This window comes from Marinospirillum sp. (assembly GCF_014859565.1).
On sequence record NZ_JACUUA010000004.1, the window covers coordinates 13,832 to 32,555 of the forward strand.

Consider the following 18,724-nt stretch of genomic DNA (forward strand, 5'->3'; position numbering starts at 1 on the left):
ATCAGATTACACCAGCTCTGAGCAGGTCATGCATGTTGAGTGCACCGATAACTTTCTGTTGGTTATCGGTGACAGGCAGGGCGCTGATTTTGTTTTCTTCCATCAAGTGTACTGCTTCAGCGGCGAGCAGTTCCGGGCTGATGCTTTTGCAACCACGGGTCATCACATCAATGACGTTGAGTTGTTGCAGGTTAGGTTCATTATCCAGGGTGCGGCGCAGGTCGCCATCGGTATAAACGCCCAGCAGCTTGCCATCTTCACTGGTGACACAGGTAAAACCCAGTCCTTTGCGGGTCATTTCCAGCAGGGCTTCACGTAGGCTGGCTGAGGAGGTGACACAAGGAATGGTCTCACCCTGATGCATGATGTCAGCAACCCGTAACAACAGCTTACGTCCCAGACTGCCACCGGGGTGGGAGAGAGCAAAATCATCCGGGCTGAAGCCTCTGGCTTCCAGTAGGGCAATTGCCAGTGCATCACCCAGTGCCAGTGCAGCGGTGGTACTGGAGGTGGGAGCCAGGTTCAGTGGGCAGGCTTCACGGCTGACCGTGGCATTCAGATGTACATTGGCTTCCCGTGCCAGAGTGGATGCCGGGGCACCGGTCATGCTGACAATCGGAATACCCAGGCGTTTTAACAGCGGTAGCAGAGAGGTGACCTCCTGAGTTTCGCCGGAATTCGACAGTGCCAGCACCAAGTCATTACGTGTCACCATGCCCAGATCACCGTGACTGGCCTCACCCGGATGCATAAAAAATGCCGGTGTGCCGGTACTGGCCAGTGTGGCCGCAATCTTGTTGCCAATATGCCCGGATTTACCCATACCAGTCACAATAATGCGTCCGGGGCAATGGAGCATCAGTTCGCAGGCAGCGGCAAAGTCAGCATCCAGCTGAGCAAAAATTTCTTGTAAAGCAGCAATTTCCAGCTGCAGGGTACGCTGGGCAGAAGCAAGGTGATGAACTGAAGTCATGGCAGGCAGTGTGTCCGCTGAGGTGCTGTTAAGGCTTGTATGCAGTGCAACTTGTGTTTAGATTATAACCCTTTTAGATTTGAGTTCCAGCTGGAGAAACGAATGCAGCAGCCGCTGGTCGAAGTGAAAGACCTGCATTTCAGTCGTGGTGACAGTGTCATTTTTTCTGGCTTGAACCTGACTTTGCAGCCGGGGAAAATTACTGCGGTACTGGGTCCTAGTGGCACGGGTAAAACAACCCTGTTAAAACTGATTGGTGGTCAGCTGCATCCGGATCAAGGTTCGATTAAGGTGCTGGGTGAATCAATCCATCAGCTGGGACGCAGAGAACTGTTTGAGTTGCGCAGCCGTATGGGTATGTTGTTTCAGTCCGGTGCCTTGTTCACTGATATGACGGTGTTTGAGAATGTAGCTTTCCCGCTGCGGGTACACACCACTTTACCAGAGCAGATGATACGAGATCTGGTACTGATCAAACTGGAGGCTGTGGGTCTGCGCGGCGCCAGACACCTGATGCCATCCGAATTATCTGGCGGTATGACCCGCCGTGTAGCGCTGGCTCGTGCCATTGCACTGGACCCTGAATTATTAATGTATGACGAACCCTTTGTCGGACAGGATCCCATTTCTCTGGGCGTGTTAGTGCAGCTGATCCGACGTTTGAACGAAGCGCTGGGATTAACCTCCGTAATTGTCTCACATGATCTGGCTGAGACCCTGTCGATTGCTGATTACGCTTACATTCTGGAAGGTGGTAAGGTCATTGCCGAAGGCACGCCGGCAGAGCTGGCCGCGTCAGATCAGGCAGAAGTGCATCAATTTGTGGGTGGTTTGCCGGATGGTCCGGTGCCTTTTCATTACCCTGCAGTGGATTATCAGGACGACTTGTTTGCAGAAGAGGAAAAACACCATGCTTGACTGGCTGGCAAGTCTGGGACGACAAGGTTTAACGCTGCTGGCTGCACTGGGTCGTTCCGGTGTGTTTTTATACCACTCACTGATTGGCTGGCCGCGTCAGGCCGGTGCTTTTCGGCTATGGCTGAATCAGGTGTATTTCATCGGGGTTCTGTCACTGGTGATTATCCTGGTGTCTGGCCTGTTTATTGGCATGGTGCTGGCTCTGCAGGGTTTTACCATTCTGGTGGATTTTGGCGCAGAACAGGCACTGGGGCAGATGGTGGCTCTAAGTCTGGTGCGTGAACTGGCTCCAGTGGTGGCTGCGTTGTTATTTGCCGGTCGTGCCGGTTCAGCATTAACGGCTGAAATTGGATTAATGAAAGCCACTGAACAGCTGTCCAGTATGGAAATGATCGGTGTTGATCCGCTGCGCCGGATTGTTGCACCCCGTTTGCTGGCGGGTTTTTTTGCCTTGCCGCTCTTGTCGCTGGTGTTCGCCATGGTAGGCATCTGGGGTGGCTGGCTGGTGGGTGTGGAATGGCTGGGTGTGGATGCCGGAGCCTTCTGGAGCAACATGCAGTCAGCGGTCGGTTTTCGTCAGGATATTTTAAACGGGCTGATCAAAAGCCTGGTGTTTGCTTTTGTGGTGACCTGGATTGCGGTGTTTCAGGGTTATGATCTGGAACCCACCTCTGAAGGCATCAGCCGTGCCACCACCAAAACGGTGGTTTATTCATCTCTTGCGGTGTTGGGGTTGGATTTTATCCTGACAGCCCTGATGTTCAGCAATCTGTAAGTTCTGGAGCGGGTCATGCGTAATCAGCATTGGGTGGAAGTGTCAGTGGGCGGTTTTATGTTGCTGGGTTTACTGGCAATGGTATTTCTGGCCTTTAAAGTCAGTGGACTGACACTGGAGCAGGATCGCAGCCGTTTTGAGGTGGAGGCCTATTTTGGTGATATCGGAGGATTAAAACCTCGATCTCGCGTGACACTGGCCGGTGTAAATGTCGGGCGAGTCAGCCGTATCGAACTGGATGATGAATGGTTTGAGGCAAAAGTAGTGATGCAGCTGGATGAACGACTGCTGGGCAAGTTAAGCCAGGATACCGCAGCAGCCATTCAGACAGCAGGGCTGCTGGGCGACAACTACATCAGCCTGGTGCCGGGTGTGGATGAAGAGCAGTTACAAGCCGGTGGAGTGATTCGGAATACCCAGTCGGCATTAATACTGGAGCAGTTGATTAACCAGTTTATTTCCAACTCCACAGGAGCCAGATAATGAAGTGGTCAGGAATTTTTGCTGTCGTGCTGATATTGCTGCTGTCCGTGCAAACTCAGGCCGGACAGGTTCAGAGCAGCGCAACATCCTGGCAAGTGGTTGAGGCTGGGCTGGCAGATCTGACGGTAGCTTTTGAGCGCAGCAAGCCCAACTACGAACAAGACCCGCAGCAGCTTTACACAGCACTGGATCAGGCGTTGCTGCCTTATGTCGATTTTCGTTACATCAGCGCCCGTGTGATGGGTGGACGTTATTTCAGAGCTGCCACCCCGGAACAGCGCAGCCGTTTTGCCGAGGTGTTTCAGGTCACACTGGTGCGCACCTTTGGTCAGGGTTTGATGAACTTTGATTATCGCGAATTTGACCTGCGTATCATCGAACGTCCGGCACGTTTTGAGGATCAGGACAATGTGGAGCTGGAAGTAGTGGCAAACGATGGTCAGCGTTATCCACTGGTGTTTACCCTGCGCCGCCATAATGATGAATGGAAAATCATCAATCTGATTGTGAATGGCGTTAACCTGGGTCTGACATTCAACAGCCAGTTTGATCGCGCCATGCGTGAGCATAATCGCAATTTTGATCGGGTGATTGATGGCTGGTCACCAGAGCAGGCGTTGGAAGAAATGCAGGCACAGGAAGATAAAACGTGAAAGCCTTGTTAAGCCGTTCATCCGGTGATGACTGGGTGCTCAACGGTTGCGTTGATTATGATCTGGCCGAGGCGCTGGTTACCACTCTTGATTTGCAACAGGGCAGCCCCAGTCGCATTAATCTGCAGGATGCAAGGGGTGGTGCAGCCCTGCTGCTGGTGTTGTTGTCCTGGCACCGTAACGCCCGCCAGCTGGGTGTCAGCCTCCAATTTATCAATCCCTCACAAGAGCTGATGCGTGTTGCTGAGCTGAGTGGGCTGGATTTGTTATTGCCTTTTGTGCCTTCTGCCCACTGACTTGTCGAGCTGCACATGTAACTGATTTTCGGTTATCATGCCTGCCAGTAAAATTTCATACTAAAACCCCAATCCCGGTCGGGAGTGTCTGTCGAGGAGTTGTCATGCAAGCTCAAGCCCTGAAAGAACTGCTGGAAAGCCGTTTACCTGAATGTGAATTCCTGGTTAAAGGTGAGGACGGGCGACACTTCGAAGTCATCGCCATTGGTGAGGTTTTTGCCACCCTGCCATCGCCGGTCAAAAAGCAGCAGCTGGTGTTCTCCAATCTGAGTGAAGAATTTGCCAGTGACAAGCTGCACGCCATGGCATTAAAAACCTACACCCCGGAACAGTGGGCAAAAGTTAAAGACTTGCAGGTTTTTTAAGGCCAAATATTGATGGATAAATTAATAATCACCGGGGGAGCAACCCTCGATGGCGAAGTCTGGATCTCCGGAGCCAAGAACTCGGCTTTGCCGATTCTTTCCGCCAGTCTGCTGGTGAATGGCCCGGTTTCCATCGGTAATCTGCCCCACCTGCATGACATCACCACCATGATTGAGTTATTGGGTGGTATGGGTGTACAGGCGGTGGTGGATGAAAAAATGTCGCTGGAGCTGGATGCCAGCTACTTAAAAAAATGTGTGGCTCCTTATGATCTGGTTAAGACCATGCGTGCCTCTATTCTGGTTCTTGGCCCGTTGATGGCGCGTTATGGTGAAGCCGAGGTTTCGCTGCCCGGCGGTTGTGCCATCGGTAGTCGTCCGGTCAACCTGCACCTGAATGGTTTAAAACAGATGGGTGCCGAAATTCGGGTAGAAGAAGGTTATATCCGTGGCAAGGTGAACGGACGCTTAAAAAGTGCCCGAATTGTTTTTGATACCGTGACAGTTACCGGCACGGAAAACCTGATGATGGCCGCAACCCTGGCAGAAGGCAAAACAGTACTTGAAAATGCTGCGCGTGAGCCGGAAGTAGTGGACTTGGCCGAGTTCCTGAATGCCATGGGTGCAGATATCAAGGGTCAGGGCACGGACACCATCATTATTGAAGGTGTTAAAGACTTAAAAGGCTGCCATTTTGATGTCATCGCGGATCGTATTGAAACAGGCACCTTTCTGGTGGCTGGTGCAGCCAGTCGTGGGCGGGTACGTGTCAAACAGACCCGTGTGGACATCCTTGATTCAGTGTTATTGAAGCTGGAAGAGTCCGGCGCACTGATTACCTCCGGCCCGGACTGGATTGAAGTGGATATGCAGGGTCGCCGTCCTAAAGCCGTTAACATCAAAACTGCCCCTTACCCGGCGTTTCCAACCGACATGCAGGCTCAGTTTATGGCGCTGAACACCATAGCTGAAGGCACCTCCACCGTGATTGAAACCATCTTTGAAAACCGCTTTATGCACGTGCAAGAAATGCAGCGCATGGGTGCGGATATTATGGTGGAAGGTAATACAGCTATTATCCGTGGTGTCGACAAGCTAACCGGTGCGCCAGTTATGGCAACCGACCTGCGTGCATCAGCCAGCCTGGTGATTGCCGCCATGGTGGCAGAGGGTGATACGCTGGTGGATCGTATTTACCATATCGACCGGGGTTATGAGTGTATTGAGGAAAAGCTGATGCTGCTGGGTGCAAAAATCAAGCGCATCACCAGCTGAACCTGAAAGAATAATCGAGAGAGATTCATGCCACAGAGTTTAACCCTGGCCCTTTCCAAGGGGCGTATTCTGGACGATACCCTGCCGCTGCTGGCTGATGCAGGCATCGTGCCTGCTGAAGATATCAGTAAAAGCCGCAAGCTGATTTTTGATACCAATCTGCCGGGAGTGCGACTGCTGGTGATTCGTGCCACCGATGTGCCCACCTATGTTGCACTGGGTGCAGCGGATATGGGTGTATCCGGCAAGGATGTACTGATGGAGCATGGTGGTGAAGGCATGTATGAGCCGCTGGATCTGCGTATTGCCGAGTGTCGCCTGATGACAGCAGCCATCAAGGGTGTACCCAAACCAGAAGGTCGTCGCCGTGTGGCCACCAAATTTATTAATCTGGCCAAACGCTGGTATGCCGAACAGGGCATTCAGGTGGATCTGATCAAACTCTATGGTGGCATGGAACTGGCGCCGATCATGGGTCTGGCCGATGAAATTGTGGATATCGTGGATACCGGCAACACCCTGCGCGCCAATGGTCTGGAACCCCGTGAGTTCATTGCTGACATTTCATCGCGTCTGGTGGTGAATCAGGCTTCCATGAAAATGAAATACCAACAGATCCAGCCGCTGCTGGAGCGCCTCAAGGCAGCCGTTGAAGCTCGATCCGCGCAACCTGCTGAATGAATTCATTGCAGAATTCCAACTTTTAAGGTGATTAGCATGAGTCTTCCCGTTGAGATCCGGCAGCTGAATGCATCGGCTGCAGACTTTAATACTACACTGGATGCCTTGCTGGCCTGGGAAGGTGTTTCCAGCCTACAGGTGCAGCAGAGTGTTGATCAAATCATTGCCCGTGTGCGTCAGGAAGGGGACAAAGCACTGGTTGAGCTCACCCAGCAGTTTGATCGTCATACCGCCACTGATATTAAACAACTGGAAGTCTCTGCTGCCGAGTTGGAAGCTGCTTACAATGGCCTGCCAGCTGCGCGGCGGGATGCATTAAAAGCAGCAGCGGAACGCGTTACCGCCTACCACGAAAAACAGAAACAAGGTTCCTGGGAATACACCGAAGCCGATGGCACCCTGCTGGGGCAGCAAGTCATGCCGCTGGATCGGGTGGGTGTGTATGTACCTGGCGGCAAGGCAGCCTATCCTTCATCAGTGTTGATGAATGCCCTGCCTGCCAAGGTGGCAGGGGTTAAAGAAATTATCATGGTGGCTCCTGCACCGGGTGGTGAACTCAACCCGCTGGTGCTAGGTGCCGCCTGGTTGTGTGGTGTCACCCGTGTGTTTGCCCTGGGTGGTGCTCAGGCCGTGGCAGCACTGGCCTATGGCACAGAAACCGTGCCACCGGTTGATAAAATTGTCGGCCCCGGCAATATTTATGTGGCAACCGCCAAACGTGCGGTATTTGGCAAGGTGGGTATCGACATGATTGCCGGCCCATCTGAAATACTGGTGGTCTGTGATGGCAAAACCGATCCTGACTGGATTGCCATGGATCTGTTTTCTCAGGCTGAACATGATGAAGATGCCCAGTCGATCCTGATCAGCTGGGATGCCCGTTGGCTGGAACAAGTGCAGAAAAGTATCAACCGCCTGCTGCCCACCATGGAGCGCGCCGAAATCATTCGTACCTCGCTGCAAAACCGGGGTGCATTAATTCAGGTGGATAACCAACAGCAGGCACTGGAGCTGATCAACCGTATTGCCCCGGAGCATCTGGAGCTATCGGTAGACGATCCCAAAGCCTGGTTGCCACAAATTCGCCATGCCGGTGCCATTTTTATGGGACGTTACACCGCAGAAGCCGTGGGTGACTACTGTGCTGGCCCCAACCACGTATTGCCAACCTCCGGCACGGCACGTTTCTCATCACCGCTGGGCGTTTATGATTTCCAAAAACGCTCATCCCTGATCTTCTGCTCCGCAGAAGGAGCCAGCACACTGGGACGCATTGCCGGTGAACTGGCCGATGGTGAATCCCTGACCGCACACGCCCGCTCTGCGCGTTACCGGGTCAGGGATTAAACCTGACCGAATCAGTTGCGACGTGGAGCTTGGGGGCGCTGTCCGATGGTGGCATCTACACTGCGGCGTTCCCCATCTCGCACCAGTTCAACTTTTACCTTGGTTTCGGGTCGCAATCCGGCAATGTAGTTAATGGCCTCGCGGGCGTTGTCCACACGTCTGCCATTGATGGTTTCAATCACATCACCCGGTAATAAGCCGGCAGTATGCGCCGGGCCGTTACGCAGCAGTCCTGCCACCAGTACCCCGCGATTTGCTTCCAGTTTAAGTGACTGAGCCAGTGCCGGGGTCATTTCCTGAACTTCTATCCCCATCCAGCCGCGCACAACAAAACCTTGATTGATCAGATCCAGCATGATTTGTTTGGACAGGTTGGAAGGTATGGCAAATCCGATACCCTGAGAGCCACCGGAGCGGCTGAAAATGGCGGTGTTAATACCCAGCAGCTGGCCGTAGGGGTTAATCAGTGCGCCACCGGAGTTACCGGGGTTGATGGCTGCATCGGTCTGGATAAAGTCTTCATAGGTGTTGATACCCAGGCTGTTGCGCCCCAGTGCACTGACAATACCCTGGGTGACAGTTTGACCAACACCAAAGGGGTTGCCAATCGCCAGTACCACGTCACCCACTTCCAGGGTGTCGGAGGAAGCCAGGGCAATCACCGGCAGGTTGTCCAGTTCAATTTTTAATACCGCCAGATCAGAATCGGGATCACTGCCAATGGTGCGGGCAAAGGTTTCACGTCCATCCCTGAGTGCCACACGGATTTCATCGGCACCATTTACCACATGGTGGTTGGTCAGGATATAACCTTCTGCACTGACAATAACACCGGAGCCAAGGCTGGATTGCATGCGTTGTTGACGTGGTTGCCCGCCCTGCCCAAAAAAGTGCCGGAAAAAAGGGTCATTCATAAAGGGGTGAGCTTCCTGCTCAACCACCTTGGTGGTATAGATGTTCACTACTGCTGGCGCTGCCATGCGCACCGCTGAGGCATAGGATACGGGGCCATCCTGGCGTGGCACCAGCAGTGGTTCAGTGGCACGAATTTCAGCACGGGCATTGTTACTGCTGGACTGCATACCCGTGAGTCCGGGGAAAATTTGCAGCAGCAAGACAGCCAGCAGCAGTCCACTGATAAGCGGCCAGATCAACTGCGGTCTGAGGAAGCGCATGGTTTTAGTCTACTCCGCCAGGGCTAATGCTATTATTTTACAATAAGTCAGCCCGTTGTTGATTAGTTGCGGGGTGGTTCAAAAACTTCGGGTTTTAAACCATAGTCTTCTGACAGGGTGCCACGCGAAAGATCGGAAGCATAATCGCGTGGTGGCTCAAAAGCCTGATCCACTTCGGACTCCGGTAGTGTATGCACACTGGCAGGATTATCCTTGTTGCTACTCAGGCGTTTGATAACACTATCATCACTGCACAGGTTGGTAGCATCTTTTTCGAGCTGGGACTCCATATCCCGCAGTTGTTTACTCATGGAGGCCAGGTTGTCAGCAGTGCGAGAGAAGTGGTCGTTCAGGCTTTCGCGCAACTGGTTCAGCTCCAGTTCCTTTTCAGTTAACTGTTGGCGAATACGGATGCTCTGCGAAACGCTGGCATTCATCAGATGATAGGCCAGAGCGCCTAGTCCTGCTCCAATCAGAAAAGCAGTTATCACATAAACCCATTGAATGTCGGCAAAAGTCACAAGCAGCTCCTCAGAATAGTGCAGGCATAAAAGCGCCTTGCAGTTTTAACTGACATTATATCGGGCAGTGGCAAGCTGAGGTCAAGCCTTGAGGCGGGGCTGATCTTGTACATTGGTCGCACAGGCTTGGGGTGATGCGGTCGCTGGCGTATAATCCGCCAATTTCCTTACCTGCCAAACGGCAAAATCAAAAGGGTATCAATGATGACTCCGATGGAGCGTTATCTGCAGGATCTGCAGCGGGATGATTTTAAATCTGATCCGGCACAGAAAATGGCCGTGGAGCACCTGCAAAGATTGCATGATGATCTAGTTCGCAGCAAGCCCACCAATGGTGGTTTTTTGTCGCGCTTGACCAGTAAAAAAACGATCAAGCCAGTTAAGGGTTTGTATTTCTGGGGTGGCGTGGGTCGTGGCAAAACCTATCTGGTGGACACTTTTTTTGAATGCCTGCCGTTTGAACAAAAGTTGCGCACTCACTTTCACCGTTTTATGCAGCGAGTGCATGCGGATTTAAAAAAATATGATGGTCAGGCCAATCCACTGAAGCTGGTTGCACGGCAGTTGGCTACTGAAATCCGAGTATTGTGCCTTGATGAGTTTTTTGTCAAAGACATCACTGATGCCATGATTCTCGGTAATCTGATGGAAGCCTTGTTTGATGAGGGCGTGGTGCTGGTGACCACCTCCAACATCGTACCTGATGGTCTTTATAAGGATGGTTTGCAGCGTGCTCGGTTTTTACCGGCGATTGATCTGCTGAAGCAATACACCGAGGTGGTGAATGTGGACAGTGGGGTGGACTATCGTCTGCGCACCCTGACCCAGGCAGAAATTTACCATTCACCGCTGGATGATCAGGCCGATGCCAGCCTGAACCGAAGTTACGAGGCGATGGTGATGGTTGAGAGTGAGCGAGATGTGTCCATTGATATCAACAGTCGTCCGATTCTCGCACGACGTTGTCACGATCAAGTGGCCTGGTTTGATTTTTCGGCACTTTGTGATGGTCCGCGCAGCCAGTATGACTATATCGAACTGTCAAAAATTTTTCATACGGTATTGATTTCGAATGTGCCACAACTGGGTCGAGAAAAGGATGATCAGACGCGGCGTTTTATCAACCTGATTGATGAGTTTTATGATCGTAATGTGAAGGTGATCATTTCCGCTGAAGCGCCCATAGATCAAATGTACACCGGTGGAAATCTGGCATTTGAAATTGATCGCACCAAAAGCCGCTTGCTGGAAATGCAATCCCATGAGTATCTTGGGCGTGAACATAAACCCTGATGCTGGACATGCCTTTTGTGTTGGTGTAGAATCCGCGCTCCTCAATCGGTCTGCCGTTTGAGTGCAACTCTTGTCGGGCTGGTTTATTGCTGGGCTGACAACCAATAAAAATAGGTAATGATCAGTGCGATCTGGTGTGTTAAGGACACGTCAAGTCGTGAAGGTCCTACTGAGGTAGAGCGTTCTAATGAAAACGACAGTATCTGCAAAGCCAGAAAGCGTAAAGCGCGACTGGTTCGTGGTTGACGCCACAGATAAAACTCTGGGTCGACTGGCGACTGAGCTGGCTCGTCGCCTGCGCGGCAAGCACAAGCCTGAATACACTCCGCATGTTGATACCGGTGACTACCTGGTTATCATCAATGCTGAGAAAGTACGTGTCACTGGCAACAAGTCCAAGGACAAGATGTATTATCGTCACACCGGTTTCCCCGGTGGTATCAAACAAATGTCTTTCGAGAAGCTGATTGATCATGCTCCTGAGCGCGTTATTCAGGGTGCAGTGAAAGGTATGCTGCCCAAGGGTCCCCTGGGTCGTGCCATGCTGGCTAAACTGAAGATTTACGCCGGTGCGGAACATCCGCACGCCGCCCAGCAACCACAACCTCTGAATATCTAACGGAAGGGTCGTCATGTCTGCTAATCAAAACTACGGCACCGGCCGTCGCAAAACCTCCACTGCCCGTGTGTTCATGAAGCCCGGTAGTGGCAATATCTCTATCAACGGCTCTACGCTGCAGGAATATTTCGGTCGCGAAACTTCTCGCATGATCGTCATGCAGCCGCTGGAACTGACTGACAATGTTACCAAGTTCGACCTGTACATCACCGTTGCTGGTGGTGGTTCCAGTGGTCAGGCTGGGGCAATTCGTCACGGTATTACTCGTGCACTGATGGATTATGATGAGTCACTGCGTGGCGAGCTGCGTATTGCCGGTTATGTCACTCGTGATGCACGTATGGTTGAGCGTAAGAAAGTGGGTCTGCGCAAAGCGCGTAAGCGTCCTCAATACTCCAAGCGTTAATCGCGGGGATTGGCTGCTGCCAACCAAAAGAAACGCCTGGCCGCTGGTGGTTGGGCGTTTTTTTTTACTCAAAAAAGGCTTTATACCACTAATTCATTATCTTTAATAAGGTTGCCTTTCTTGTGTTAGTTGGCACTTTTTTTTAAGATTAGGCCTATTTAAAAAATGGTTCGGGTTACCTCTGGTTACCTGGCTGAAGTTTTGTCGATGGGGAGAACTTTCAATGAGTAATGATGGCATGAACAAGGGGCGGCGACGCTTCCTCGTTGGTGCGACATCCGTCGTAGGGGCGGTTGGCGCAGTCGGGGTTGCGGTACCTTTCGTGGCCTCCTGGAATCCCAGTGCCAAAGCGCGTGCAGCAGGTGCACCAGCTCGGGCTGATATTTCAAGACTGGAACCCGGTCAGCAGATGACAGTGGAATGGCGTGGTAAGCCAGTCTGGATCATTCGCCGTACTCCGGAGATGCTAGGAACACTGACGCAGACTGAAGACCGTCTGGCTGATCCGAACTCTGATGTACTATCACAGCAGCCTGCTTATGCTAAAAACAGAGAACGTGCCATCAAGCCGGAGTTTGCGGTGGTGATTGGTATCTGTACGCACCTGGGTTGTTCACCGACTTACCGTCCTGAGGTCGCTCCGGCTGATCTGGGCAGTAACTGGATGGGTGGTTTCTTCTGTCCTTGCCACGGTTCACGTTTTGACCTGTCCGGTCGTGTGTTCCGCAGCCAGCCAGCACCAACTAACTTGGAAGTGCCTCCCTACAGTTATATAGATGACAATAATATTATCATTGGTGTCGATGAGGAGAACGCCTGATGGGTAACCCGAATCGCGCAAAAGCTGAAAAAGGATTGATGCGGTGGATTGATGACCGCTTTCCTGCAACTCAGATGTGGGAAGACCACCTGAGTAAGTATTATGCGCCCAAAAACTTCAATTTCTGGTATTTCTTCGGTTCACTGGCTCTACTGGTTCTGGTCAATCAGATCCTGACCGGTATCTGGCTGACCATGAGTTACAATCCTTCTGCCGAGGGTGCCTTTGCCTCCATGGAATACATCATGCGTGATGTGGAATATGGCTGGCTGATACGTTATATGCACTCCACTGGTGCTTCTGCATTTTTTGTGGTGGTCTATCTGCACATGCTGCGCGGCATGATGTATGGCTCCTACCAGAAGCCACGTGAGCTGATCTGGATTTTTGGTATGGCTATTTATCTGGCGCTGATGGCTGAAGCTTTCATGGGTTATCTGCTGCCTTGGGGTCAGATGTCCTACTGGGGTGCTCAGGTTATCATCTCCCTGTTTGGTGCCATTCCTGTAATTGGTCCTGATCTGGCGCAGTGGGTACGTGGTGATTACCTGATCTCTGGTATTACCCTGAACCGCTTCTTTGCCCTGCACGTTGTGGCTCTGCCGATTGTGATTCTGGCGCTGGTTGTTCTGCACATCCTGGCTCTGCACGAAGTGGGTTCCAACAACCCTGACGGTGTTGAAATCAAAAAAGATCTGGATGAGAACGGTATACCCAAAGACGGTATTCCCTTCCACCCCTACTACACAGTCAAAGACATAGCTGGTGTTGCTGTATTTGCCTTTGTATTTGCTCTGGTGGTGTTCTACTTTCCAGAAATGGGTGGTTATTTCATCGAGGCTCCGAACTTTGAGCCAGCTAACCCACTGAAAACACCGAATCACATCGCTCCGGTTTGGTACTTCACACCCTTCTACGCCATTCTGCGTGCAATTACCTTCTCGCTGTTTGGTCTGGATGCCAAGTTCCTGGGTGTCGTGTTTATGGGTGCTGCTATTGCCATCCTGTTTGTACTGCCCTGGCTGGATCGCAGTCCTGTTCGCTCCATCCGTTACAAAGGCTGGTACAGCAAGATTGGTCTGGTGCTCTTCTGCATCAGCTTTGTGGTGCTGGGTGTGCTGGGTGTACTACCCTCAACTCCGGGTCGTACTCTGGTTGCGCAGATCGCCACAGCAGTTTATTTCCTCTACTTCATTCTGATGCCCTGGTACACCAGAATTGAAAAATGCAAACCAGTTCCAGAAAGGGTGACCGGCTAATGAAAAAGCAACTATTGGCATTATTGATAGCGCTGGTGCCTGCTCTGACTATGGCTGCTGCACCTGCAGGCAAGTTGGACTCCATGAAACCAGACCTTTATAACTTCGAGTCACTGCACAATGGTGCTCGTCTGTTTGTGAACTATTGTATGGGTTGTCATACAGCTGAGCACCAGCGTTTTGCACGAACGGCTGAAGATCTAGGCATTCCTCAGGAAGTCATTGTGGAGAATCTGATTTTCAGTCCTCAGGTTGCCTATAATGATCAGATGCGTATTGCCATGACTCGTGCTGATGCAACCACCTGGTTCGGTGCACCACCACCTGATCTGAGTCTGATGGCTCGTTTGAGAAGCTCGGATTACATCTACAGCTTTCTGCGCAGCTATTACGTTGATGACAGCAAACCCTGGGGTGTAAACAACACGGTGTTCCCTGATGTAGGTATGCCGCATGTGCTGGCTGATTTGCAGGGCGTCAACCGTCTGGCCTGTGATCCTAATGCCGTTGATGTAAAAACCATGGATCCGCTGAAGGGTGCTGTTGCCAATCCGCGTGATTGTTTCCGTGAAGTGACTCCCGGAAGCCTGTCACCCGCTGAGTTTGACAAGGCAGTGTATGATCTGACGAACTTTATGGTTTATGTAGCAGAGCCAAGTAAATACCAGGCAAACGCTCTTGCCCCTAAAGTGCTGCTGTTCATCTTTGTATTCTTTATCTTTGCGTATCTGCTGAAGAAAGAATACTGGCGTGATATCAAACATTGAGCAGTCAATGTTTAAAATGAAGTAAAAGCAGGCAAAAAGCGTGCGGCTGACCGTGCGCTTTTTGCCTTTTCAGGCCCTGAAGCGTTATAGTTATGGGCTGGATGATTAGTGAGGATTTATCAATGGGCGTTGTTACCAAGCGTTCTTCCATGACCTTTTTCTCGGATGGCTCGGATCACTATAGCCATCGCGTGCGGATTGTTTTGGCCGAAAAGGGTGTTACTGTCGATTTGCTGGATATCAACCCCAACAACAAGCCGGACGAGTTGGCGGATCTGAATCCCTACAACAGTCTCCCAACCCTGCTGGATCGTGATCTTGTGCTGTATGAGTCCAAGGTGATGATGGAGTATTTGGATGAGCGCTTTCCTCATCCGCCGCTGCTGCCGGTTTATCCTGTGGCACGTGCACAGAGTCGTCTGTGGGTGCACCGGATTGAGAAAGAGTGGAGTCCTCTGGTGGATGTGTTGACCAGTGATGAAACAGCAAAAAAAATGGACAAGACACGTAAAGAGCTACGTGAAAGTATTATTGGTGTTTCACCCATTTTTACCGACCGTCCTTTTTTCATGAGTGATGAGTTCAGTCTGGTGGATTGTTGTGTGTTGCCGATTCTCTGGCGTTTACCTCACTTCGGTATAGATCTGCCGGAAAAACAGGTTAAGCCTCTGTTGGAGTATATGGAACGTTCTTTCAGTCGCGATGGCTTTATCGAAAGCTTGTCTGAGTCTGAACGAGAAATGCGCTGATCAGGATAATGTTATGAATAGCTCAAGCAGACCTTATCTTTTGCGTGCGTTGTATGAATGGCTACTGGATAACCGGCTGACTCCTTATGTGATCGTAGCAGCCGATATGGACGGTGTTGTGGTGCCGCGAACCCATGTTCAGGATGGTCAGCTGGTACTGAATATCTCACCGGATGCTACACGTGATCTGTTGGTTGATAATGAACAGCTGATGTTCAGTGCACGTTTTGGTGGTGTGCCCATGCAGTTGTATATTCCGGTTGATGCTGTGATGGCTATTTATGCACGTGAGAATGGTGCAGGTATGGTTTTTGGGCAGGAACCACGAATTCAGGATGTAAAAACACCGGGTTCGGTTTCCAGCGAAGCTCAGCAACAGACCCCTTCTAGTGATACGTCAGAAGGAGCACAGGGTGCTGCCAGCAAACCCCGCGCCGCCTCACATCTTACCCTGATCAAATAACCCTGATCAAATAGGTTTAATGGCTGCCGAATAACTGTTCATCGATCAAGTCACAAAGACAATGGATGACCAATAGGTGAACTTCCTGAATACGTGCAGTCACTTTTGATCCCACTCTGATTTCACAATCCTCAGGGGTGAGCAGCGCAGCCATGTTGCCGCCATCCCTGCCGGTCAGTGCAACCACTCGCATATCCCTTTCATGAGCGGCCTGAATGGCCTGAATGACGTTGGCTGAGTTGCCGCTGGTGGATATGGCCAGCAGGATATCACCCGGCTGACCCAGCGCCCTGATTTGCTTTGAAAAAACCTCATTGTAACTGTAGTCGTTAGCAATGGATGTCAGGGTGGAGGTATCCGTGGTCAAAGCAAGAGCTGGCAGGCTTGGGCGCTCACGCTCAAATCGGTTCAGCAATTCGGATGAAAAGTGCTGTGCGTCGCCTGCCGATCCACCGTTACCACAGCTCAGAATCTTACCTTCACTTAACAGCGCTTCAACCATCATACGACTGGCATGCTCAATCATGGGTGGAAGCACCTGACTGGCCTGGGCTTTGGTGTCTATACTGTCGTGAAAGTGCTGCAGAATACGCTCGTTGAAACTCATAAAAACTCCGGTGATAGGGTGCCTTAAAAGGTCTTCAGAAGGCGTTAGGAATCCAGTTTTCGCAGATGATATGACCTTTGCTATCCAGTGTCATTGCCATAACATCAAACCGACAGGGTGGCTGGTGGTTTAGTCTTGCCATGTAAAACTGAGCAGTACGTCGAATTTTTAATTGTTTGGCGGGTGTTATGCTGGCTGCAGCACCACCATACAAGTGATTTTTTCTGAAGCGTACTTCCACAAAAACCAGTTGTTGTCGATCCTGCATGATCAGATCAATCTCTCCAGCCTTACAGCTGAAGTTGCGCTCTAGCAGCCTCAAGCCCTGCTGTTGCTGCAGAATTTCTGCAGCAAGTTGTTCTGCGGCTTCACCTTTGATCTGGTGAGGTGTTGGTTGTTCGGGACGTGTGACCATTAAAATGCCTCAATCAGGCAGAATCTGATCAACCAGTTGTGGCTGTTGTTCAAAAGCATTGGCTGCCAGGGGCTGTGGTTTGCCGCTGTTGAACTGGGCCCATTGCAGCTCGCGTTCAATTCGTCGTCCTTGCTGGCTGAGTCGACCGGTTGCCCCATCAATCCGGCTTTGTGGTAAAACTTCAAGTAATGGTAGTCGCTGAGCCAACAAGTAGGCATCAGCACCCATGGCATATAAACGTCCATAACGCGTGATGTTTTCTGGCCAGGTTTGCCGTACTTCCTGCTGTAATGGATCGCCCGACTCCAGGTACCAAGGGATATCACAGAAGGCAATACCATTCATGTCTCTATCCAGTCCGGGGTTTACAGTGCCGCTGTAGACAGCAGAAGTGGCCAGCACGGGTAGGCTGGATGCAGCAAGAAAGCTGAGAGCTGGTTTAATCTGGCGTGCAGTGGCAGGATCTGCATGTAAAAACAGAAAATCACTGTCTTCTCTTGGGCGGGGAGCAAAGTGAGGTCTTTGTCCCAGGAGGCGTGTCAGGCGCTGGTGACGTTCCTGGCTAAGCTGAACTTCCAGTAACTGACGCAGTGATGCATCCAGTGACAGGCTGGCACCATACTGACGTGAGTGACTGATTTCACCGCCCAGCTCTTTCCAGTTTTTGATAAAACTGGCCTCTACTCGGCTACCCCAGCTGTTTTCTGGTGTTAGCACCAGTGCGCGGCGGAAGCCGCTTTGCCATGCTTTCAGGGCAACCTGAGCGGCCTCGTTTTCTGCCGACAGTCCAAACTGAAACATATCCTTGTTCTGAAAGTCTTCATCATTGCCGTAGTTGAGTGCCAGGGTGGGCAGGGGTAAGCTGCGGCGGCGCTCCAGTAAATCCACCTGGGCTTTGGCCAGTGGGCCAATGACCACTTCGACCCCTTGGCTTTTGGCGCGGCTGTATAACTCATCAAGGCTGTTGGCTTGTGAATCATAAAAGCTGATGCGCGGGGCGTGTTGCCCCTTTTGTACTGTGCTTAGGTGTTTGGCCAGCAAGGCGTCACGAATTACATAGGCAGCTTCGGCCAGAGGGCCGCTTTCCGGCAAAAACACAGCCAGGTGCTGAATCCTGTCTTCACTGAGCTTTACCAGTAGATCAATTTCTTCCGGTGTGTACTGCTGTCTGGCCGGGTGTTGTGGCCAGCGTGTAGCCCATGCTTGTAACTGGTTGCTGATCTGTTCGGGATTAGTAATGGCAGTCTGGCGCACCAGTGCCAGTTCTATCCAGCCGCGCAGCAGGGGTTGGCGTTCCGTTTGTTGCAGGTGACGCAGTTCGTCACTGCTGACCTGGTTGAGGTTGTTCCATAGCCGTTCATAAACATCAGCACGTGATTTGTCATCCTGAGCCAGTAAAGCCTGATGGTGACGATGCCGCAGGGCGCTGGAATAAAAGCCGGTTAACAGGAGGGCATCAGCACGATAACCAGATAAGACAAATTGTTGTGTGCGGTCAATGTGTGGCAGTCGCTGGCTGAAGGTTTCAATCAGGCGCAGAGCTGTCCAACCATCATCCAGAGCCAGGCTGTTGATGGCACCAAGATTCAGCGCTTGCCAGTGGTATTCAACAGGCAGACTTTGTGGTTGCAGGGACAGTACTAAATCCAGACTTTCCAGGTGTCGCTGCTGCTGTGTTAAAATTCCGGCAGCATCCAGCCGAACAAATTGTGCCTCCACCTCCGGATTGGGGTGTGCGGCACGTTCCGGTGTGATGGGTCTGGTTGCAGTGTCCTGTTTGACACTGCCCGAACAGCCGACCAGCAGCAACAGCAGCAGGCAGGCAAACCCTGTACGACAGGCAGAAAAATTTAATGTCACTCTG

The 18,724-nt window shown here is 51.6% G+C and carries 23 protein-coding genes; 17 read left to right on the top strand and 6 right to left on the bottom strand.

Annotated features, from left to right (window positions below):
- Position 1: 1 nt before the first annotated feature.
- Positions 2–973, bottom strand: a complete 972-nt coding sequence (locus IBX50_RS01295; protein ID WP_292252723.1) for a KpsF/GutQ family sugar-phosphate isomerase — start codon at positions 971–973, stop codon at positions 2–4.
- A gap of 102 nt (positions 974–1,075) precedes the next feature.
- Here IBX50_RS01295 and IBX50_RS01300 point away from each other — a divergent pair, with 102 nt between their 5' ends.
- The 9 genes from IBX50_RS01300 to hisD all read left to right on the top strand — a co-directional run bounded on the left by IBX50_RS01300 (position 1,076) and on the right by hisD (position 7,766).
- Positions 1,076–1,891 (top strand): ABC transporter ATP-binding protein, encoded by an 816-nt coding sequence (locus IBX50_RS01300; RefSeq protein WP_292252724.1) that lies wholly within the window; start codon positions 1,076–1,078, stop codon positions 1,889–1,891.
- Positions 1,884–2,666: a lipid asymmetry maintenance ABC transporter permease subunit MlaE gene (gene mlaE, locus IBX50_RS01305; RefSeq protein WP_292252725.1), complete on the top strand. Its 783-nt coding sequence runs from the start codon at positions 1,884–1,886 to the stop codon at positions 2,664–2,666. Before IBX50_RS01300 ends, mlaE begins: the two co-directional genes overlap by 8 nt.
- A gap of 15 nt (positions 2,667–2,681) precedes the next feature.
- On the top strand, positions 2,682–3,149 hold the full coding sequence (gene mlaD / locus IBX50_RS01310) for an outer membrane lipid asymmetry maintenance protein MlaD (protein ID WP_292252726.1): 468 nt from the start codon (positions 2,682–2,684) through the stop codon (positions 3,147–3,149).
- Positions 3,149–3,802, top strand: coding sequence for a phospholipid-binding protein MlaC (locus tag IBX50_RS01315; protein ID WP_292252727.1), 654 nt, complete (start codon positions 3,149–3,151; stop codon positions 3,800–3,802). Before mlaD ends, IBX50_RS01315 begins: the two co-directional genes overlap by 1 nt.
- The gene (locus IBX50_RS01320) at positions 3,799–4,098 is read left to right on the top strand and encodes an STAS domain-containing protein (RefSeq protein ID WP_292252728.1); all 300 of its coding nucleotides are present in this window, start codon (positions 3,799–3,801) and stop codon (positions 4,096–4,098) included. Before IBX50_RS01315 ends, IBX50_RS01320 begins: the two co-directional genes overlap by 4 nt.
- 104 nt (positions 4,099–4,202) lie before the next feature.
- Positions 4,203–4,463: a BolA/IbaG family iron-sulfur metabolism protein gene (locus tag IBX50_RS01325; RefSeq protein ID WP_292252730.1), complete on the top strand. Its 261-nt coding sequence runs from the start codon at positions 4,203–4,205 to the stop codon at positions 4,461–4,463.
- Between the two features lie 12 nt (positions 4,464–4,475).
- Positions 4,476–5,738: a UDP-N-acetylglucosamine 1-carboxyvinyltransferase gene (murA, locus tag IBX50_RS01330; protein WP_292252731.1), complete on the top strand. Its 1,263-nt coding sequence runs from the start codon at positions 4,476–4,478 to the stop codon at positions 5,736–5,738.
- Positions 5,739–5,765: 27 nt separating this feature from the next.
- On the top strand, positions 5,766–6,419 hold the full coding sequence (hisG, locus tag IBX50_RS01335; protein ID WP_292252732.1) for an ATP phosphoribosyltransferase: 654 nt from the start codon (positions 5,766–5,768) through the stop codon (positions 6,417–6,419).
- Between the two features lie 36 nt (positions 6,420–6,455).
- The gene (gene hisD / locus IBX50_RS01340) at positions 6,456–7,766 is read left to right on the top strand and encodes a histidinol dehydrogenase (protein WP_292252736.1); all 1,311 of its coding nucleotides are present in this window, start codon (positions 6,456–6,458) and stop codon (positions 7,764–7,766) included.
- Between the two features lie 11 nt (positions 7,767–7,777).
- Here the strand turns inward: hisD and IBX50_RS01345 are convergent, their stop codons facing one another.
- Positions 7,778–8,941, bottom strand: coding sequence for a Do family serine endopeptidase (locus IBX50_RS01345; RefSeq protein WP_292252737.1), 1,164 nt, complete (start codon positions 8,939–8,941; stop codon positions 7,778–7,780).
- A gap of 62 nt (positions 8,942–9,003) precedes the next feature.
- Positions 9,004–9,462 (bottom strand): DUF1043 family protein, encoded by a 459-nt coding sequence (locus tag IBX50_RS01350; protein WP_292252739.1) that lies wholly within the window; start codon positions 9,460–9,462, stop codon positions 9,004–9,006.
- Positions 9,463–9,666: 204 nt separating this feature from the next.
- Between IBX50_RS01350 and zapE the strand changes: the two genes are divergently transcribed.
- The 8 genes from zapE to IBX50_RS01390 all read left to right on the top strand — a co-directional run bounded on the left by zapE (position 9,667) and on the right by IBX50_RS01390 (position 15,838).
- Positions 9,667–10,755: a cell division protein ZapE gene (gene zapE / locus IBX50_RS01355; RefSeq protein ID WP_292252806.1), complete on the top strand. Its 1,089-nt coding sequence runs from the start codon at positions 9,667–9,669 to the stop codon at positions 10,753–10,755.
- Positions 10,756–10,942: 187 nt separating this feature from the next.
- Positions 10,943–11,374 (top strand): 50S ribosomal protein L13, encoded by a 432-nt coding sequence (gene rplM, locus IBX50_RS01360; protein WP_292252741.1) that lies wholly within the window; start codon positions 10,943–10,945, stop codon positions 11,372–11,374.
- 13 nt (positions 11,375–11,387) lie between these two features.
- Positions 11,388–11,780, top strand: a complete 393-nt coding sequence (gene rpsI / locus IBX50_RS01365) for a 30S ribosomal protein S9 (RefSeq protein ID WP_292252742.1) — start codon at positions 11,388–11,390, stop codon at positions 11,778–11,780.
- A 223-nt stretch (positions 11,781–12,003) separates the two neighbouring features.
- A complete protein-coding gene (gene petA, locus IBX50_RS01370; RefSeq protein WP_292252743.1) occupies positions 12,004–12,600 on the top strand; it encodes a ubiquinol-cytochrome c reductase iron-sulfur subunit in 597 nt (198 codons plus the stop codon).
- Positions 12,600–13,859 (top strand): cytochrome bc complex cytochrome b subunit, encoded by a 1,260-nt coding sequence (locus IBX50_RS01375; RefSeq protein WP_292252745.1) that lies wholly within the window; start codon positions 12,600–12,602, stop codon positions 13,857–13,859. The genes petA and IBX50_RS01375 overlap by 1 nt, the downstream gene beginning before the upstream one ends.
- Positions 13,859–14,626 (top strand): cytochrome c1, encoded by a 768-nt coding sequence (locus IBX50_RS01380; protein WP_292252747.1) that lies wholly within the window; start codon positions 13,859–13,861, stop codon positions 14,624–14,626. Before IBX50_RS01375 ends, IBX50_RS01380 begins: the two co-directional genes overlap by 1 nt.
- Before the next feature lie 122 nt (positions 14,627–14,748).
- Entirely contained in the window at positions 14,749–15,375 is a 627-nt protein-coding gene (locus tag IBX50_RS01385; protein WP_292252749.1) for a glutathione S-transferase N-terminal domain-containing protein, read from the top strand.
- A 13-nt stretch (positions 15,376–15,388) separates the two neighbouring features.
- Positions 15,389–15,838, top strand: coding sequence for a ClpXP protease specificity-enhancing factor (locus IBX50_RS01390; RefSeq protein WP_292252751.1), 450 nt, complete (start codon positions 15,389–15,391; stop codon positions 15,836–15,838).
- Positions 15,839–15,854: 16 nt separating this feature from the next.
- On the opposite strand, the gene IBX50_RS01395 is transcribed toward IBX50_RS01390, so the two are convergent.
- From IBX50_RS01395 to IBX50_RS01405, 3 genes are read right to left on the bottom strand one after another with little or no spacing between them, the layout of a single operon-like run.
- A complete protein-coding gene (locus IBX50_RS01395; protein ID WP_292252753.1) occupies positions 15,855–16,445 on the bottom strand; it encodes a phosphoheptose isomerase in 591 nt (196 codons plus the stop codon).
- A gap of 34 nt (positions 16,446–16,479) precedes the next feature.
- On the bottom strand, positions 16,480–16,860 hold the full coding sequence (locus tag IBX50_RS01400) for a YraN family protein (RefSeq protein WP_292252755.1): 381 nt from the start codon (positions 16,858–16,860) through the stop codon (positions 16,480–16,482).
- Positions 16,861–16,869: 9 nt separating this feature from the next.
- Complete coding sequence (locus IBX50_RS01405) at positions 16,870–18,720, bottom strand: penicillin-binding protein activator (protein WP_292252756.1); 1,851 nt, start codon at positions 18,718–18,720, stop codon at positions 16,870–16,872.
- Between the last annotated feature and the right edge of the window lie 4 nt (positions 18,721–18,724).

What these genes read in the sequence shown, in the direction of transcription:
- hisG (WP_292252732.1), top strand. Translation starts at nt 5,766, where the DNA reads ATGCCACAGAGTTTAACCCTGGCCCTTTCCAAGGGGCGTATTCTGGAC.
- IBX50_RS01300 (WP_292252724.1), top strand. Translation starts at nt 1,076, where the DNA reads ATGCAGCAGCCGCTGGTCGAAGTGAAAGACCTGCATTTCAGTCGTGGT.
- IBX50_RS01345 (WP_292252737.1), bottom strand. Translation starts at nt 8,941, where the DNA reads ATGCGCTTCCTCAGACCGCAGTTGATCTGGCCGCTTATCAGTGGACTG.
- IBX50_RS01295 (WP_292252723.1), bottom strand. Translation starts at nt 973, where the DNA reads ATGACTTCAGTTCATCACCTTGCTTCTGCCCAGCGTACCCTGCAGCTG.
- petA (WP_292252743.1), top strand. Translation starts at nt 12,004, where the DNA reads ATGAGTAATGATGGCATGAACAAGGGGCGGCGACGCTTCCTCGTTGGT.
- IBX50_RS01315 (WP_292252727.1), top strand. Translation starts at nt 3,149, where the DNA reads ATGAAGTGGTCAGGAATTTTTGCTGTCGTGCTGATATTGCTGCTGTCC.
- IBX50_RS01380 (WP_292252747.1), top strand. Translation starts at nt 13,859, where the DNA reads ATGAAAAAGCAACTATTGGCATTATTGATAGCGCTGGTGCCTGCTCTG.
- mlaE (WP_292252725.1), top strand. Translation starts at nt 1,884, where the DNA reads ATGCTTGACTGGCTGGCAAGTCTGGGACGACAAGGTTTAACGCTGCTG.
- IBX50_RS01385 (WP_292252749.1), top strand. Translation starts at nt 14,749, where the DNA reads ATGGGCGTTGTTACCAAGCGTTCTTCCATGACCTTTTTCTCGGATGGC.
- murA (WP_292252731.1), top strand. Translation starts at nt 4,476, where the DNA reads ATGGATAAATTAATAATCACCGGGGGAGCAACCCTCGATGGCGAAGTC.
- IBX50_RS01400 (WP_292252755.1), bottom strand. Translation starts at nt 16,860, where the DNA reads ATGGTCACACGTCCCGAACAACCAACACCTCACCAGATCAAAGGTGAA.
- mlaD (WP_292252726.1), top strand. Translation starts at nt 2,682, where the DNA reads ATGCGTAATCAGCATTGGGTGGAAGTGTCAGTGGGCGGTTTTATGTTG.
- IBX50_RS01375 (WP_292252745.1), top strand. Translation starts at nt 12,600, where the DNA reads ATGGGTAACCCGAATCGCGCAAAAGCTGAAAAAGGATTGATGCGGTGG.
- IBX50_RS01325 (WP_292252730.1), top strand. Translation starts at nt 4,203, where the DNA reads ATGCAAGCTCAAGCCCTGAAAGAACTGCTGGAAAGCCGTTTACCTGAA.
- IBX50_RS01390 (WP_292252751.1), top strand. Translation starts at nt 15,389, where the DNA reads ATGAATAGCTCAAGCAGACCTTATCTTTTGCGTGCGTTGTATGAATGG.
- zapE (WP_292252806.1), top strand. Translation starts at nt 9,667, where the DNA reads ATGACTCCGATGGAGCGTTATCTGCAGGATCTGCAGCGGGATGATTTT.
- rplM (WP_292252741.1), top strand. Translation starts at nt 10,943, where the DNA reads ATGAAAACGACAGTATCTGCAAAGCCAGAAAGCGTAAAGCGCGACTGG.
- IBX50_RS01395 (WP_292252753.1), bottom strand. Translation starts at nt 16,445, where the DNA reads ATGAGTTTCAACGAGCGTATTCTGCAGCACTTTCACGACAGTATAGAC.
- rpsI (WP_292252742.1), top strand. Translation starts at nt 11,388, where the DNA reads ATGTCTGCTAATCAAAACTACGGCACCGGCCGTCGCAAAACCTCCACT.
- hisD (WP_292252736.1), top strand. Translation starts at nt 6,456, where the DNA reads ATGAGTCTTCCCGTTGAGATCCGGCAGCTGAATGCATCGGCTGCAGAC.